The 15,294-nt window shown below is 54.8% G+C and carries 17 protein-coding genes; 8 read left to right on the top strand and 9 right to left on the bottom strand.

Going from position 1 to position 15,294, the window contains the following annotated elements; genetic code table 11:
- Nucleotides 1–60: 60 nt before the first annotated feature.
- The 5 genes from JFC11_RS19060 (at nt 61) to JFC11_RS02600 (ending at nt 3,299) form a co-directional block, all read left to right on the top strand.
- Nucleotides 61–189 (top strand): hypothetical protein, encoded by a 129-nt coding sequence (locus JFC11_RS19060; RefSeq protein WP_267900578.1) that lies wholly within the window; start codon nt 61–63, stop codon nt 187–189.
- A 376-nt stretch (nt 190–565) separates the two neighbouring features.
- A complete protein-coding gene (locus JFC11_RS02615) occupies nt 566–742 on the top strand; it encodes a hypothetical protein (RefSeq protein ID WP_167457095.1) in 177 nt (58 codons plus the stop codon).
- Nucleotides 743–745: 3 nt separating this feature from the next.
- Nucleotides 746–1,825: a 3-deoxy-7-phosphoheptulonate synthase gene (locus tag JFC11_RS02610; protein ID WP_232482732.1), complete on the top strand. Its 1,080-nt coding sequence runs from the start codon at nt 746–748 to the stop codon at nt 1,823–1,825.
- A gap of 89 nt (nt 1,826–1,914) precedes the next feature.
- On the top strand, nt 1,915–2,427 hold the full coding sequence (locus JFC11_RS02605) for a DUF3087 family protein (protein WP_089039212.1): 513 nt from the start codon (nt 1,915–1,917) through the stop codon (nt 2,425–2,427).
- A 131-nt stretch (nt 2,428–2,558) separates the two neighbouring features.
- Nucleotides 2,559–3,299, top strand: coding sequence for an MliC family protein (locus tag JFC11_RS02600; RefSeq protein WP_198348657.1), 741 nt, complete (start codon nt 2,559–2,561; stop codon nt 3,297–3,299).
- A gap of 30 nt (nt 3,300–3,329) precedes the next feature.
- On the opposite strand, the gene JFC11_RS02595 is transcribed toward JFC11_RS02600, so the two are convergent.
- Nucleotides 3,330–4,400, bottom strand: a complete 1,071-nt coding sequence (locus JFC11_RS02595; protein ID WP_198348656.1) for a metal-dependent hydrolase — start codon at nt 4,398–4,400, stop codon at nt 3,330–3,332.
- 76 nt (nt 4,401–4,476) lie between these two features.
- On the opposite strand from JFC11_RS02595, the gene JFC11_RS02590 reads away from it, so the two are divergent.
- From JFC11_RS02590 to JFC11_RS02580, 3 genes are read left to right on the top strand one after another with little or no spacing between them, the layout of a single operon-like run.
- Nucleotides 4,477–4,926, top strand: a complete 450-nt coding sequence (locus tag JFC11_RS02590; RefSeq protein ID WP_198348655.1) for a DUF411 domain-containing protein — start codon at nt 4,477–4,479, stop codon at nt 4,924–4,926.
- Between the two features lie 18 nt (nt 4,927–4,944).
- Entirely contained in the window at nt 4,945–5,385 is a 441-nt protein-coding gene (locus tag JFC11_RS02585) for a VOC family protein (RefSeq protein ID WP_120385794.1), read from the top strand.
- A gap of 45 nt (nt 5,386–5,430) precedes the next feature.
- A complete protein-coding gene (locus JFC11_RS02580) occupies nt 5,431–5,862 on the top strand; it encodes an META domain-containing protein (RefSeq protein ID WP_198348703.1) in 432 nt (143 codons plus the stop codon).
- A gap of 29 nt (nt 5,863–5,891) precedes the next feature.
- On the opposite strand, the gene JFC11_RS02575 is transcribed toward JFC11_RS02580, so the two are convergent.
- From JFC11_RS02575 to JFC11_RS02540, 8 genes are all read right to left on the bottom strand, one after another.
- On the bottom strand, nt 5,892–7,085 hold the full coding sequence (locus JFC11_RS02575; protein WP_198348654.1) for an FAD-dependent oxidoreductase: 1,194 nt from the start codon (nt 7,083–7,085) through the stop codon (nt 5,892–5,894).
- A 7-nt stretch (nt 7,086–7,092) separates the two neighbouring features.
- A complete protein-coding gene (locus JFC11_RS02570; RefSeq protein ID WP_198348653.1) occupies nt 7,093–9,237 on the bottom strand; it encodes an FAD-dependent oxidoreductase in 2,145 nt (714 codons plus the stop codon).
- A 76-nt stretch (nt 9,238–9,313) separates the two neighbouring features.
- On the bottom strand, nt 9,314–9,946 hold the full coding sequence (locus tag JFC11_RS02565; protein WP_198348652.1) for a TIGR04282 family arsenosugar biosynthesis glycosyltransferase: 633 nt from the start codon (nt 9,944–9,946) through the stop codon (nt 9,314–9,316).
- Nucleotides 9,936–10,664, bottom strand: coding sequence for a TIGR04283 family arsenosugar biosynthesis glycosyltransferase (locus JFC11_RS02560; protein ID WP_084183772.1), 729 nt, complete (start codon nt 10,662–10,664; stop codon nt 9,936–9,938). Before JFC11_RS02560 ends, JFC11_RS02565 begins: the two co-directional genes overlap by 11 nt.
- The gene (locus JFC11_RS02555) at nt 10,630–11,265 is read right to left on the bottom strand and encodes an ATP-binding cassette domain-containing protein (protein WP_038481258.1); all 636 of its coding nucleotides are present in this window, start codon (nt 11,263–11,265) and stop codon (nt 10,630–10,632) included. The genes JFC11_RS02560 and JFC11_RS02555 overlap by 35 nt, the downstream gene beginning before the upstream one ends.
- The gene (locus tag JFC11_RS02550; RefSeq protein WP_198348651.1) at nt 11,262–12,944 is read right to left on the bottom strand and encodes an ABC transporter permease; all 1,683 of its coding nucleotides are present in this window, start codon (nt 12,942–12,944) and stop codon (nt 11,262–11,264) included. Before JFC11_RS02550 ends, JFC11_RS02555 begins: the two co-directional genes overlap by 4 nt.
- A complete protein-coding gene (locus JFC11_RS02545) occupies nt 12,945–14,162 on the bottom strand; it encodes an ABC transporter substrate-binding protein (protein ID WP_198348650.1) in 1,218 nt (405 codons plus the stop codon).
- A gap of 24 nt (nt 14,163–14,186) precedes the next feature.
- Nucleotides 14,187–15,221, bottom strand: a complete 1,035-nt coding sequence (locus JFC11_RS02540) for a phosphotransferase family protein (RefSeq protein WP_198348649.1) — start codon at nt 15,219–15,221, stop codon at nt 14,187–14,189.
- Nucleotides 15,222–15,294 lie beyond the last annotated feature (73 nt).

The following is a 15,294-nucleotide window of genomic DNA, read 5'->3' as shown; positions in this document are numbered from 1 at the left end:
GGCCGATAACTGACGCACGGCATGTGCCGATAACCGATACCGATAAAAAAGGAGGCTTTCATGGCCCACCATGACGACAACTTCAAAGATGAATCAGGTTTACTTTCTATTGTGCTCGGCGTTGTGGTTCTGGTTGGCATGAGTGCACTGCCCGCAACGATTGGTTGGATACAAGCGTTTGGCGGCTGAAGGTTGCCATTTTGCTCCTATGCAGGCAGGATTAAACACTTAGATGTCATCGTTTGCGATGCGCAACGTGAATTAGACTTATAAATTAGGATGTAGCCATGCACACAGCACAATGCACTTGCCACACACAAGCAAGGCCGGTATCGGCGGCGAGTGCTTGGGCGTGTGTTGCTGCGTTCTTTTATGCTGCCTATTGGTTTAGCCACGGTGTGCCCCTGGCCGACCAGTAGCGTCGCGTCATCAGGCACACCGACTAGGTTGCCTGCCGCATGCAAAGAAGCCTCGGTTGGTAGCCCAACCGAGGCTTCTTTCGTTTTAACGGTTTATTTGGTTTAACTATTCGGGTTTCACAGACATTTCATCAAGGAGCTGCATCATGATGTACCGCGCAAACTCTCTCGCTAATCTGCTCGCCAATATTGCCAACTATATCGGTTATGGCTATGGCTGGCGATTTAGCGACGCGCGGTCGGTGCAAGCTGCCACCTCCGACCGTGCAAGCCAGGGTGGCAAGTTGTTGTTATCACGATGTCACACGCTTCCGGAGAGTTAAGTTATGAATGCCCATGTCAGCCCTGCTTGCACAACCTTGTCAAACCTAGCGTCATTAACGAACGGCTCCTCAAGCTCATCGCAGCCATTGCCTTTGCCAGCAGAGCTACGCCGCAGTGTCGCTATCAATAGCCAACTGGGTGAGCAAATTGCCCATCAGCGCCAAGCGGTTCAGCGCATCCTGAATGGTCAAGATAAGCGCTTATTAGTGGTTGTCGGCCCCTGTTCCGTCCACGATCCAGAGGCAGCGTTAGAGTATGCCGATCGGTTGGCTGCGCTAAGCGAAGAAGTTAGCGAGCAACTATTACCGGTAATGCGTGTTTACGTAGAAAAGCCGCGTACCACCGTGGGTTGGAAAGGTTTGGCATACGACCCTGGGCTAGATGGTAGTGGTGATATGTCAAAAGGCATCACCCTCTCTCGTGAGCTTATGCACGCGGTTGCTTCGCGGGGGCTGCCGGTGGCCACAGAGCTTTTACAGCCAATGCTAGCCCCCTACTTAGATGATCTGCTGAGCTGGGTCGCCATTGGTGCTCGTACCACTGAGTCGCAGTTACACCGAGAGCTGGCAAGTGATCTTGCGGCAGCAGTGGGGTTCAAAAATGCGACGAGCGGCGACGTTCAGGTTGCCATTGATGCTATGCAGGCAGCGGCTCATTCCCACCAGCGTTTCGCCATGGATAATGAAGGGCGCCCGATCATGCAGGAAACGGCTGGTAACCCCAATACGCATGTGGTGTTACGAGGTGGTCATGGCGAGCCAAACTACCAGGCGCATCATGTGCGAGCGGCGGTGAATATCTTACGAGATGCTGGGCAGAACCCTCGCTTAATGGTGGACTGCAGTCACGCCAATGCGCGCAAAGATCACCGACGCCAAAGCGAAGTGCTGCTCGACGTGTTGGCACAGCGCAAGGCAGGCGATGTCAACTTGGTGGCGCTAATGCTTGAAAGTCACTTGTTTGAAGGTAAGCAAGCGCTGTCGCCTAACGCGATGCGCTACGGCGTATCGGTGACCGATGCCTGTGTGAGTTGGGAAACCACGGAACGATTGCTAAAAACCGCTGCTGAGCGAATGAGTTAACCCAGTCATCTTCCAGCAGTTGGATAATCTCTTGTTTGCCCTGGCCAGCCCCGTATCATAAGAGACTACTTTTTATGATGAGGTTGGCCATGGTTTTCACCCTTGAGCAGCATAATCCCAGTAGTTACCAGCGCAAGGCACGAATGATCAGTATTGCCATGGCAGGGCAATTAATTGTCTTCGGGTTACTGTTCTCGATGCTTTTAACTTCCGCTTTTGGCAGCACCTTATGGCTCAATGGGCTGGGGGTCTTCCTTGGCTTGTTGGCCACCAGCGTACTGTTTGCGGTGCTTAAGGATCGCCCATGGATGGCTGAAATGCGCTATGTATGGCAGCTCAAACACCACCTTTCTCAGATTAGTGGCTACCTGCAGCCACTGCGCCGCGGCGTGGAGGAAGATAATCGTGTAGCGCTGGATATTGTGACATTTTACCATCAAGGCATGACGCAGCTCGCTGAACTTAACGGCCGTACTACCGATGATGATTCTGAACGCCTAGCTGAAAAAATGCAGATAAAGTTAAAGCGCGAAGAGCTGGGGCTGCCAGCCCAGGTTGACAGTTTTGACCCGCAGGACTTAAAAGCATTTAAGCGTCGCTAACTGAAGTGAAATTTATTAATTAAAAAGAACGACGCCGAACGTTAACTAGACGCCATTGACAGTGCCTATGATGATCAAAGGCATGACATCAATAGCGGTCACAATAGTGATGACAACAGGGAGCAGAATGCATGACTTACTCACCTAATCGGTTAACCGGTTTGATTGCGTTAACGGCCACGTTTGCATTGACGGGCTGTGCAAGTACTGGGACAACGCCTGCTAATTCTGCTGCTGGAGTGTCCAAAACAACCGTACACAGCAGTGCACCGCTACTGCCTGCTACGCTATTTCCAGGCAGCGCGGCCCATTTTGACGCTTGGGAGTGCCAGCCCGCAAACCAGAACTTGGTCACCGCGGTGAACGACGATAACCTGCGCCTTTGGTCACTACATGGTGCCTGGCGTTTACCGGAAGCGATTGTGGCAAGCGGTGCGCGCTATCAAGATGGTGAGATCAGCTTCTGGAATCGTGGCGATCAAGCGCAGGTTGAAACACCGCGTGGTCAGTTGCAATGCCAACAGGGGCAGCGTCGAGTCGCAGCAACCCGCGCGGATCATCATGGCGTGATGTTTCTAGGGCGTGGCAATGAGCCGGGCTGGTCGATTGAGCTTGCTCATGACGCGCCGGTGATGACCTGGACAACGAACTACGGCAGCGAGACGCAAACGATGCCCTATATGGTAAGCGTCATGGACAATGAGGCGGGCAGAGTGGTGATTGAAAATGCCAACGCAGAGGAGTTTTTCCGCGTACGCATTGAGTCGGGAGCCTGTTTTGATGACATGAAAGGCCAGCCGTATCCCGCTCGAGTCACATTGACCATCGGCGGGGAACAGTACAAAGGCTGTGGTCAGGGCATCGCTCCCTAGTTGGCACGGTCTTTTGAATCCATTGGTGTGTCAGCAACGGTAAAGGAAAGGCTCGGCACGCCATTGTGCTTCAATAAAGTCGCTGGCACACAGTGCGGTGTTATCACCGATAGCCCTGGCAGCGAGCCTTGAAAGTATTTCCAGTCTGGGCTCTTGGGAGGTTTCTAGTTGCTCGCTTATGTCGGCAGGGTGCCAAGAACCATCTCTCCACGTTGCCAGGGTAAAACTGAACGGATGAAAGCCTGGAAAGCCAAGGCGAATATCGGTGGCGATTAGCGTTTCCTGACCATCGATCAACAGCGTGTCATAGCGTAGAAAGGGGCCAGTAAACCATGTCAACCGTTGGCCATGTGGGCTGGCTAGCACGCTCTCCTCAAGTGCGACGTTGCGCTTTATAGGTTCAAGCGCTGGTGCGTCCTGACTATCAAATACGCTGATCAAACTCTCAAAATAGCGATCTCCATCAATAACCGTCGCGCGCCACAGTGCAATATTAAACGGTGTCGGTTGAATTAATATCGGCGCTGCCTGTAAACCAGCGTCTGCCAGTGCTGGGGTTAAGCGTTGTTCAACGCTCCATTTCGCGCCTGCCGCCAGCAGCAAATATATACTGGAGATCGCTAAGCCAACTGTACAAGCTCTGCGCACTTTTTTGGCGGCAACAGCAATGATCAGCGCAACCAGTAGTGGCAAGGTGTAGAAAGGGTCGATAATAAACACGATAGGCCACGCTGCAGGCGGCTTATCTAGCGGCCAGAACAACTGAGTGCCATAGGTGGTCAATGAATCCAGCAGCGGGTGAGTGATCAATATGAGCGCAAAAAAGCACCACCATCTCCCCAGGCTGATATCACGAGTAGGTATGAAACGCTGGCACAGCAGTGCCAATATCGTAGCTAAGCCAGTCAGCACAAATAGGGAGTGGCTAAAACCGCGGTGCTCAGTCACATTAGCCACTGCATCGCCATAATCAAGCATCACGTCTAGATCGGGCAGCGTGCCGAGCAGTGCACCCATCAATATGGCTTTGCGACCCAGTCGTTTACCTAATATTGCACCACCTATGGCGGCCCCAAGGGCTGCTTGTGTGACTGAATCCACGTATGTCTCCTTGGGGTGGCCCCGTATTCCAAGTAAGCTAGGTATTATTGTACATGTCGGTGAAGAGGGTTTTTAAATGTCACGAAATCGTCTAGTTAAAGGTCTGGTGGGCAGCCTTCTTGCTGCCTTTTCGCTAAGCGCTTTGGCAGCGCCTACGATTGATGTGCATAGCGATCCTAACTGTGGCTGCTGTAGTGCATGGGTAAGCCATCTTGAAGAAGCCGGGTTTGCTGTGAACCATCACCGTGACGGCGACCTTCGGTCAGTCAAAGTAGCCAATAACGTTCCCTCAGAACTAGCATCTTGCCACACAGCCATCGCTGATGGTTACGTGATAGAAGGTCATGTACCCGCTGCAGATATTAAGCGACTGTTAGAAGAGCGGCCAAACGTTATCGGGTTAACTGTGCCAGGTATGCCGCATGGTTCTCCAGGCATGGAAACCGGCCGGGTTGATGATTACGCTGTTCTCAGCTGGACCCGCAACGACAGCACCCCCGCTATCTTTAGCGAATATACCCAGTAATGATGGAGGGAGAATGACATGCAGTTTTTGCACACTATGGTAAGGGTAAGCGACTTAGGTGCATCGCTGAATTTTTACTGCGATCTTTTAGGGTTGAAAGAAGTGCGTCGCAAAGAAAATGAAAAGGGCCGTTTTACGCTGGTCTTTCTCGCCGCGCCGGAAGATGAAGCGCGCTCAGAACGCTTAACGGCACCAGAGCTTGAGCTAACCTATAACTGGGATCCAGAAGAGCTCACCGGCGGGCGCAACTTTGGGCATTTGGCCTATCGCGTTGACGATATTTACGCGCTATGCAAAAAGCTTCAAGATAACGGCGTTACCATTAACCGCCCGCCGCGGGATGGGCATATGGCGTTCGTGAAGTCGCCTGACGGTATTTCTGTCGAGCTACTGCAAAAAGGCGATGCGTTGCCCCCTCAGGAGCCATGGGCGTCAATGGATAACAGCGGAAGCTGGTAATTTGTCAATAAGGAGCATGAGACAGTGACGGTCAAATTTGGAGCAATGCTAGCCGGTGTGGCTACCGCACTATTAATCAGTGCCTGTAGCAGTACACCAGAGCAAGAGAGCACGGCAGCGCCGGAAAGCGCGTCGCTGTCAGGCGCGATAGTCGATCAGCGTTGGAATTTATTATTAGTAGGTACCGATGAGCGGGTATCTTTACCCGATACGCCATTCTTTCAAATTGGACGCGACGGCAGCGTGAGCGGCTCGGATGGTTGTAACCGATTTACCGGCAGTGTGGAACTGGGTGAGAACCAACGTATCGAGTTTAGCCAGCTCGCCTCGACACGCATGGCTTGCCCCAATATGGAAGACGCCAAGCGGGTAACCGATATGCTCGATACGGCCTACCGCTACCTCATCGATCATGATCGACTGGTGTTTTTTGGACCAGATAGCCGCGTACTAGGCGGCTGGCGTGAAGCTAACTAAGCCTTCAGTTAGCATCTGATCGCAGTTATCTAGTGCTTAAAAGGCGGGTTGAAGCGGGCAATAAAGCGCGCATCAATCCGCTTTTTCCATTCCCATACCCAGCGGCCTGAGAAACCGATGGCGCCTCTGCTGGCAATCGCATGGCTGTCGCCAGTACCAATTAGGGCCAGGACACGTTTTGGTGGCTTCCAGTTGACCAGCGATTCATTGTGGCAGGCGGCGCGCAGGTTCTCCGCCAGCACTGGCCCCTGGCGCACGGCGTAAACTCCGGCCTTGGGTAGTGGAGAAGAGAGCAGTGGAGAAGAGGACAGTGGAGAAGAGTGCCGTGGTTGATTGAACGCTGCACAGTCACCCGCGGCAAAAAGCCCCGGCTGGCCCACTACCTCAAGTGTCTTATTCACCTGGATGAATCCCCGCTGATTCAGCGGCAGAGCGGTGTCTTGCAGCCAAGGCTGGCCTATGGCGCCGGTAGCCCACAGTACGATATCCGCGTCAATCAGTTCGCCTTTAGAGGTTTGGACGCCACCTGCTATTAGCGCCTGGCCGCGGACACCGTGCAACACCGTAACGCCTGCTCGACGCAGAGCGCGTTGGGTTAGCCAGCGGGGCAGCCAACCTACGTCGGGTAGCAGTGTTGTTGATGCGCTGACAAGCGCGCCTTGCCAAGTAATATCTGAACGTTGTTGACGAAGCTGCGCCAGCACACTCATTAAGGTTTCACAGCCTGCCGCGCCTCCGCCTACGCTTACCACCCGCTGTGTAGACCCCCGGGGAAGCTGGTCGACTTTCTCTCTTAGCGCTTGCCAGCGGTAATGCAGTGAACTAAGCGGGCGCATCGCCAACAAGTAGGGGCTTTGTTCGTCATGCTTGTCGAGAAACGGCTGTTCAGGCAGCCTTAACGTAGAGCCCACGTTAAATGAGGCCACATCAAAATGGATTGCCTCGCCGTTTGCTAGCGTTAGCAGGCGCTTAGTGGGGTCGATAGCCATCGCAGGCGAGGTGATTAAGTGAGCGCCTGCCCGTTGAGATAGCGCCGCTACATCAATCTGTGTTTCGCGTAGCGTGCATTCCCCTGCCAGCCACGCTGGCACGCTGCCAGAATAGGCTGACAGGGCACTGTCGCTAACCACGGTGATAGCGATTGACGGATCTGGGTGCTGAGCAAAGGCTTCCAGCACGAAGGCATGGGCATGGCCCGCGCCAATCAGCACGAGATTTTTCATGGGGACATCATTTTTCCGCACCACGCCGCCAGCGGAAATAATGCTCCAATAGGGTGAGAATACGCTCGGGCTTGTGGGCATTTTTCCACACGCCAGCGGTGGCCTTGGCAGCTTCACCAAGGGTGGGATAGGGATGAATGGTACCCAATAGCTTGTTAAGCCCCAGGCCATGCTTCATGGCGATGGTGAACTCTCCTAGCCATTCTCCGGCGTTTTCAGCCACGATGGTCGCGCCAAGGATTTTGTCTTTACCGGGCACGGTAAGCACCTTGATAAATCCTTCGGTCGCGCCTTCTGCAATAGCGCGGTCGCTTTCACTCATGGCATAGCGGGTGACTTCAAACGCCACGCCTTTAGCGATGGCCTCTTTTTCGTTGAGCCCGACCCGCGCTACTTCCGGCTGGATATAGGTGACGGCAGGCATAAAGCGATAATCTACTGCGAAGCTTTTCAACTCACCAAACAGTGCATTGACGGCTGCATGCCACGCTTGATGGGCAGCGGCATGCGTGAGTTGATAGGGGCCTGCTAGGTCGCCGCAGGCCCAAATGTTGGGCAGTCGAGTTTGGAGACGCTCGTTGAGTTCCAGCGTGCCAGTGTTGGTGGTGGTGATTCCCAGGGCTTCCAAACCCAGCCCTTCAACATTGGCTTGGCGGCCAACGCTGACGAGCAAATAATCAAATTCGATGGTGGTACGCTGGCCATTGTGCTCTACCACCAGTTGATGTCCGGGGCCATCTTGGCTTACTTCCAAGGCGTTGGCGCCGGTCATTACGTTAACGCCTTCCTGAGTGAGCGTGCGCTCCACGTGTTCGCCTACGTCTTGGTCTTCTCGGCCTAGCAATTGGGGAATACCCTCCACCAACGTGACCTGACTGCCCAGGCGGGCAAAACTCTGGCTGAGCTCGCAGCCAATTGCTCCGCCGCCCAGTACGACCAAGCGTTTAGGCAACTCCGTGAGTGACCACAGGTTTTCTGAGGTGAGCAGTGGTGCATGCTCGATACCAGGAAGCGATGGCACGCGGGGGCGTGCGCCAGTGGCTAGCACAATATGGCGGGCGGTCAGGGTTTTATCACCGATGTTGATTTCCCAAGGAGACGTCAGAGTGGCGTGTTCCTGATACACCTCAACGCCCAGTTTAGTGTAACGCTCGACACTATCGTGGGGTTCAATATCAGTAATGGCTTGGTGTACGTGCCCCATCACCTTGGCAAAATCAATCTCCGGCTCGCTAGCGTTAACGCCAAAGCGATGTGCTGTACGTACTTCGTGGGCAGCGTGGGCGGCACGAATTAGCGCCTTTGAAGGTACACAGCCGGTATTCAGGCAGTCGCCGCCCATCTTATGCTTTTCTACCAATGCTACTTTAGCTTTTACGGCGCTGCCGATGTAGCTAGTGACCAGACCCGCTGAGCCGCCGCCGATGACCACAATGTCGTAATCAAACCGGGATGGGCGCTTAAAACCACGATAGGCATTGCGCTTTTGTACTAGTAGCGCAATACGGCGAGCTATCCAAGGAAACACTGCCAGCAGCGCAAACGAGGCCAAAAGCCCAGGAGAAATAATACCGCCCAGGCTTTCAAGTTCACCCAATTGACCGCCCGCATTCACGTAAACCACGGTGCCGGGCAACATGCCTAGCTGGCTTACCCAATAGAAGGTGACTGTTTTAAGCCGCGTTAGGCCCATCACCAGATTGATCATAAAGAAGGGGAATATCGGTACTAAGCGAAGGATGAAAAGATAAAAAGCGCCGTCTTTATCAACGCCACGATTGACCGTATCGAACTGGCGAGGAAAACGCTTTTCAATCGGCTGTCGAAACAGGAATCGAGAAAGTAAAAAGGCCAGCGTTGCACCGATGGTGCTGGCAAAGGAGATAATTAACAGCCCCCAACCGAGGCCAAACAGTGCGCCACCTAGCAGTGTGAGGAGTGTCGCGCCGGGTAGCGATAGTGTCGTCATAACCACATACACCGCAAAGAAAATGCCCGCAACCTGCCAAGGGGATTGCTGGAATGCAGCCTGGAAATCGCTGCGATAGGTTTGCAGGGTTTCCAAGGTGAAGAACGTATGGGCACCGCTCACGTAAAAGCCGAGCACGGCCAGTAGCAGCAGGGTGATAATCAGCAGGCGCTGACGGTTCATGGCAGGCTCCGTTGGGGCAAGGTGGTGGTAGAAACAGAACATTCGTTCAGTAACAGTGACGTAAAGAGCGGAATCCTTACAGGCTGTTTGCGTGCTTCAGTGTTTGTTGCCAGCGCTGCCAGTCTTCTGGGCGGTCAATATCCCACATGGTGTCGGGAAAGATGGCTTCCAAGGACAGCGCTTCAAGCCGCTGTCGAGTGACTTGGAGCACTTGCTCGGTTCCCCAAGGAATGTTCTTAAAGAGGCTAGGATGATCGTCATGAGTGCCGATCAACCCATAGCCGCCGTCTTCGGCAGGTAAAATCACCACTGGCACGTCTTTAAGCGCTGAACTGCACTGCCTAAGCATGGCAACGGTGATACTAGGGCAATCAGTGCCCATCACCATCGACGGACCTTGAGTGCTATTCAGTGCATGACGTACGCGCATTCCCAAATCGCCCTGAAGTTGAGCGGCGAGCGAAATGCCGTAGTGGGACTGCAGCTCCACAAACAAAGGATGCTGATGCTCTAAGGAAGTCCATAGTGTGACGTTTTGCGATCCCAGTGCTTGGCAGGCGGTGGCAACGCAGTGGCGAACCATGGTGGCATGGGCTTGCGCCGCACCTTCTGGCCCTAGGCAAGGAATTAAGCGCGTTTTCGCCTGCCCAGGCAGTGGCGCTTTGGCCAGTAGATGTAAATGGGGCAGCACCGGTGACTTAACGGGCATTGCGATACTCCTTGGCCAGTTGGGTGGCGCTGACACCGCGCCAGTAGCGATAACGCAGCCGCCACATCAGGCAAATAGTTTTCCAGGCGCCGAACTGATCCCAGCGCCTGCCTGAGCTTATCACTTTGGTGCGTAGGCAGGCGGGGGGAGAAAGTGCCTTCAGCCGCTTGCTTAACTCAATATCTTCCATTAACGGTTGTTCGGGAAAGCCGCCGACCGCTTCAAAAGACGCTCGGCGTAAGAACATGCCCTGATCGCCAGTGGCGATACCGCTTAGCCGTGAGCGTAGGTTCATAAGAATGCTAACGAGCGGCAGCCAGCGGCTTTTTCCCTCAAGGTGAATATCAAACCGCCCCCAGCAATTTGTGCTCAGCGATTGGGAGATCAGCTTGCAGGCCCCTTCGGGAAGCCGGGTATCAGCATGTAAAAATAGCAGCGCCGCTGAGCGCGCGCGTTCTGCGCCGAGGTTCATCTGCCGTGCTCGGCAAGGGGCACTCGTCAGTAGTGTATCCGCTAGCGGGGTGGCTAGCGCCACGCTTTCATCGGTACTACCTCCATCGACTACAATGATTTCCACGCCACTCTCCCGCAGTGGCTGCAGCGCAGATAGCGCCGTCTCAATCCCTGCGGCCTCATTCAGCATGGGGATCACAACGCTAAGCTTAGGCAATTCAGCATCTGGGCTAGCCAAGGGCAATGATCGGCCCTCCTGCGGCATTGGCATCGGCTTCATCATGGGTGACCAGCAGGGTGGGTAAGCCCGCTTCGCGAAGCTGGCCGAACACTAGCGTACGCATCTCCTGGCGCAGTGCGGTGTCCAGTTTGGAAAACGGCTCATCCAGCAGCACGGCACGGGGCTGTGAAAGCAGCAGGCGCATCAGCGCCACCCTAGCTTGCTGGCCGCCGGAAAGAGTCGCCGGATCGCGGTTTTCAAAGCCCGCCAGCCCCACTTGATTCAACGCTTGGGCAACTTGCTGGCGTTTGTCGTTGGCACGGTGTGGCAGGCCAAAGCGACAATTCCCCGCCACACTTAAATGGGGAAATAGCATCGGGTCCTGAAACAGCAGGCCAATGCCACGCTGTTCGGCGGGCAGCGTATCTAGACGTTTATCACCCAGATAGAGTTCACCTTGAGCCTGAAAGGCAGGCGACAAAAAGCCCGCTAGATAGGCCAGTAGCGTTGACTTTCCCGAGCCGGAAGGGCCCATGACAGTTAATACTTCGCCTGGCGCTATGTCACAGTGCATTGCCAGCAGTGCTTCGCCTGCCAGCGTGATCGTCATCTGTTTGATGTGCAACGATTGAAGGTTTGGGATCATGCAGCTCCTCGCATTTGGCGGCGTTTTGCCCATACAAGGCGGGGAATCATGAGTGCCAGACTAAAGCCAATAAACGGCAGCAGCGCCTGCAACAGCGCTAATACCGCCACTAGCCTGCGATTGCCGCCAGACGCCATGGCAACGGCTTCGGTAGTGATGGTGGGTACGCGACCACCACCCAGCAGCAGTGTTGGCAAATACTGGCCAATACTGACGGCTAAGCTAACTGCGCAGGCGGTGAGTAGCGGGGTCAATAACAGTGGCAGACGCACTTGCCAGAAAGCTCGCCAGGGGGGAACACCCAGTGACAGTGCCACCTGTACCCAGCGTGGGTCCAGCCGCCGGTAGGACTCTGACAGCGATAAATAGAGATACGGCACCACAAACAACAAATGAACGGCCACTACCAAGGCGTGCTGAGGGCGGATGGCAATGCTTTCAACGGCGACCACTAAGCCAAACAGAAAGGCTACTTGAGGCACAATTAGCGGTAGGTAAAGCAGCCATTGGGCACGCAGTGCAGGCAAGTGGTGGCGCGCTGCATGTTCCAATGTTGCCACGACCAGTACCGCGGCGATAAGTGTCGCGGCCAGCCCCACACTCAGCGTATTGATCAGCGGTGTTGCCACGCCGGGCAGAATGCGCTGCCAATGATCCAGTGTGAACGTGCCCGGCAGCGCATCCGGAAAACGCCAAAAGCCCGCTACTGAAAACAGTGCCAACCCGGCCAGCGCACTGATCGCTAGCAAAGTGACAGCTAGCAGCAACGCACGGCCGCCAAACGCAATCGCCGTTGCCCCTGATGCCCGCGAGCCGTTGGCCAACCAGCGTTGGCAGAGACGTTTGATTCCTTGTTCGCCAAGCCACCAAGTCAGTAGTGCCGCCAGGGTAACGCCAAACTGCAGTACGGCACCGGCAGACGCCATAAAGCGGCGGCTTAAATCGGGGTCATTAAACCAGGTGAGCACCGAAACGCTCAACGTTGGTGGCAGAGTGGGGCCAAGAATCAACGCCATATCCACCACCGAAGTGGCGTAGGCAATAACGGCATAAACCGGCAAGCGAATCAGTGGGTAGAGCGCTGGGAAAACGCACTTCAGCCAAGCAATGCCGGGCGCGTAGCCCAGCGAGCGCGCCAGGGTGACACGCTGTTCAGGACGTAACTGAGGTAACGCAGCTAAACTCATCAACAGCAAAAAGGGCACTTCTTTGAGTATCAGGCCCGCCATTAGCGCCAACCCAAACGGGTCGTTGACGATCAGCAGATCAGGTGGGCGCTCCCACCCAGTGAGCCCAGGAGACGCCCAGCGCACCAGCAACCCTGAAGGCGCAATCAAAAAAGCTAAGCCAAAGGCCACGGCTGCATGGGGAATGGCCAGTAGTGGTGAGACCATTCGCCGAATGGCACGGTCAATCCAGGTGCCTTGGCTAGCCGCCAGAAACAGCACCACGATAAACAGTGCCACCAAGGCGGTGATCAGACCGCTAAAATAGCTCAGCAGTACGGAGCGGTGGAGACCAGCGTGCGCCCATAGGTCTTGCCATGCTTCCAGATGAAACGTGTCCGCCCCGAGCACCGGTAAATAGCCAAAGGCAGGCAACAACACCATGCCAAGCCCCGCACTTACTGGAATAACCAAAAGTGCAATAAGCAGTATAGAGGCTAGCCGCAGGATCAATTAATTAACGCCATAACGCTTAAGCCACGCATCCTGTAGCGCCGTCATCCAACTGGGGTGAGGTTCGGCCAGGGTATTGGAAAGTGCATCGGCAGGCAGCGCAGATGGATGGATTTCACCTTGTTCGAAAAGTGCCTTGTCGTTTTCATCTAACCGACTGGCTGCCAATACGGTGCGATCGCCCCACATACTAAGCGACTGCTTTTGGGCTTGAGCTTCAGGTGAGAGTAGGAAGTTGGCTAGTGCCATCGCGCCTGCCTTATGGGGAGAATTATAGGGAATAGCGACAAAGTGAACGTTTCCTAGGGTGCCGCCTTCCAGCACATAGCTGCGCACACTCTCTGGAAGTTCATACTCCATCACCGCGACAGCGGCATCTGTCGGGTAGAAGGAGAAGGCTAAACTGAGCTCGCCATCGCTCATCAATGCGCGCAGGTTAGGGCCTGATTCCGGGAAACTGCGGCCGCTGCGCCACAGATAAGGGTGCAACTCATCCAAATAATCCCACAATGGCGCGGTGATCTCCGCAAACTCCGCTTCAACCACTGGCGCATAAAGGGCGTCATCTTGATTAGATAATTCAATTAACGCCTGTTTTAAAAAGGTGCTACCGGTGAAATCGGGAATACGTGGATAGCTGAATTGGCCAGGGTTGTCTTTGGCCCACTCCAGCAAATCCGCAATACTATGCGGCGGCGTTTCAGTTTGAGCGCTGTCGTAGTAGAACGTGATTTGTGCTTTTCCCCAAGGAGATTCATAGCCTTCAGTAGGCAACGTAAAGTCGGTAACCACTTCTGGGTTTTCATCTGGGTGAGTCAAGGCGAAGTTAGGCAAGGATTCGGCAAAGGGGCCAAATAAGAGATCCTGTTCGCGCATGGCGGCGAAGTTTTCGCCGTTAATCCAGATCAGGTCGATGCGGCCATCATCCATGTTACCAGCCTGCTTTTCACCCAGTACTCGAGCAACGGCGCTACCTGTGTCATCTAACTTTACATGCTCTACATCGACGCCATACGTGGACTGCATTTGCTCGGACACCCAAGCGATATAGCGGTTGGTGCGACTGTCACCGCCCCAGGCGTTCCAGTAAACGGTTTGACCTTCGGCAGCTTGCAGTACGGCATCCCAATCATTGGGATCTGGGGCAGCCATGGCGGGCAGCGCCAGTGACAACATGGCGGTGGCGACAGCGGTCGTTAGGGTGGTGCGTGGTTTCATCGTACACCTTTTAAAATCAGTTGGTTATAGAGATTCTTTTAGGTGGAGAAGTTCATTATGGACATGCCCAATAATCGGCAGTGACAAATAGTGTTCGACCCGGTCGCGGACATGGGCAATGACGTCAGCATCGGTGAGTTCTGCTGACCAATCCTGGCCACGGTACTCGATATCTTTGCGTTGCAAATGCTGGGCTCGCCACTTGGCACACCATGTTAATGACCACAGCCAAGTAGCACGTCGGCAGGCGACCAGTGTTTCCGCGCTGGGTGATTTACCCGCATGCGCTTGCCAACGCTGATAAAAAGCGACGACCTCTTCCAGAGTAAGCACTGCCTGGCTGTTAACGTCCCAGGTGGTCGAGGTGTAAAGCGAGGTGTGGGCTAAATCGATCCCTGGCAGACCGTAGCGGCACTTCTCTAAGTCCACCAACATCGCGCTACCTTCTGCAGTGATCAGAAAATTTCCAGGGTGGGTATCAAAGCTGATCAAGCAGCGCTCGGCATCGGGCAGCGTGGTGGGCAGTGCCTCCAGCTCATCGCGAACACGGGCAATGACATCGGGCTCCAAGTCGGCCTTTTCCAGCCACTCGGCCTGGCGGCTAACTTCCTCACACATGGCCTGCCATGAGTCGGCAGGCGCTAGTAGTGGTTCGGGATGCTCAGGTAGCGGTAAGCGGTGTAGGCTTGCCAGGGTCTCTGCGATACGTGGTAAATCCTGCGGTAGCTGCGCCAACCGTCCCTCAATGGCATCGACCAGCAGCCCGCCACGCGGTAGGGCATCGCTCACGGGCAAGATGTCATGCAAGCGGGGTACTTGGCCTCCCTGGCTGGCGCGTTCGTAGCATGCGGCTTCATATGCCAAGTTGTCGGCCGGAGCCAAGTTCATTTGGCTCTGCTTGGGCAGCCGTGCGACCCAATCATCGCCATCGCGATGCACCCACACATGATCGTGGGCAAGCCCAGTGTCCGCCATCGGTGAAAGCGATTGGTAAGCGATCTCCGCCTGTTGCAGAGTGTTGTCTAATGCCTGCAGTCGAGCCTCAGAGAGTGTGGGCATAGAGCATTCCGTAGTGTGAGAAACGGGGGCTGAGCGTTCAGTGTTGGTACTCAGTGGCAGAATCATGACCAAC

This window comes from Vreelandella alkaliphila, assembly GCF_016107625.1.
GTDB lineage: Bacteria > Pseudomonadota > Gammaproteobacteria > Pseudomonadales > Halomonadaceae > Vreelandella > Vreelandella alkaliphila.
This window is presented reverse-complemented; position numbering and strand designations above follow the sequence as displayed.